The 1,032-nt window shown below is 38.1% G+C and carries 1 protein-coding gene and 1 pseudogene; one reads left to right on the forward strand and one right to left on the reverse strand.

The window, feature by feature from the left end:
* The first annotated feature begins 92 nt into the window (after positions 1 to 92).
* Positions 93 to 578, forward strand: coding sequence for a hypothetical protein (locus GOB83_RS14645; protein ID WP_165926628.1), 486 nt, complete (start codon positions 93 to 95; stop codon positions 576 to 578).
* Positions 579 to 783: 205 nt separating this feature from the next.
* Here the strand turns inward: GOB83_RS14645 and GOB83_RS14650 are convergent.
* Positions 784 to 1,032 (reverse strand): annotated as a pseudogene (locus tag GOB83_RS14650) (integrase core domain-containing protein); the annotation flags it as partial.

Below are 1,032 nucleotides of genomic sequence, written 5' to 3' on the forward strand. Positions count from 1 at the left end.
GGTAGGAAAATATGATAAGGCTATAAAGGATATGCTTGACTACGCTAAAAGTCTCAACCCTCAATCATTTTTGAAAAAATAGGATTGTAAACGTGGAATTATATCCGTTTAATAAAATTTCTCAAATTCCTCTATATCCTGAAGGATTAGGTATTCCGCAGAAGTTTGTTGATATTACGGAAGGAATGGATCTTATAGATATTGCAAATTTGTTTGTGATGGATCGTATTCGAGGTGTCAATATTTCTAAATATAGAGGGATTATAACATATTCTTTCAACGGAAAATTACAGTTTTCCTATAATGAAAAATATATTATTGACTCTCTAGAATTTCGGTTTCCATATAATACCTTTGAAGAAAATAAGTTAACATATAAGAATATTAATATTTTTGGGGAAAATATTATGGAAATGATGATATTTTTTACTGAAAATGGAATGGAAATTAAAAAATATGATTATGGGTTTTATGTTTTACCTTTAGGTATTTCTTATTTTTCCAACGATTTTGAAGAAGGGAAAGATAGTACAGTAAATGCACTGACCATTTTTCTGAATAAGTCAACATTTCTATAGTTATTTTTAAATTATATTGTGCGTAGAGAAAAATCAGTACACCTATGAGTATAAAAGCAGCGCCACCCAGAGTGGCCTGTCTGTCTCGATTCCGGTGTGGGGTGCTGGGAGAGATGCAAGCGGGAGCGCGAGTTACACGCGGCAGAACACGACCGACCATTTCGCTGATAATCCCCCCATTTTTAACGGGGTGCATCCGGAGAATTTACTCGATCATTTTCAGTTTCATGGCGGGAGTGATGCGGCCGATGCCCATATTTGGACGGTCGTTGTTGTAAGTCCAGAGCCATTGCGTGGCGAAGTCCTGCGCCTCCTCAATGGTTTCAATGATATATTGGTCCAGCCATTCGTGCCTGACTGTACGATTGTAGCGCTCGATATGGGCGTTCTGCTGCGGCTGTCCCGTTTGGATTGCTTTAGGATAACCCCTTGTTTCGCAGCCCATTCCAGAAGT

Source organism: Acetobacter fabarum (assembly GCF_011516925.1).
Lineage (GTDB): Bacteria > Pseudomonadota > Alphaproteobacteria > Acetobacterales > Acetobacteraceae > Acetobacter > Acetobacter fabarum.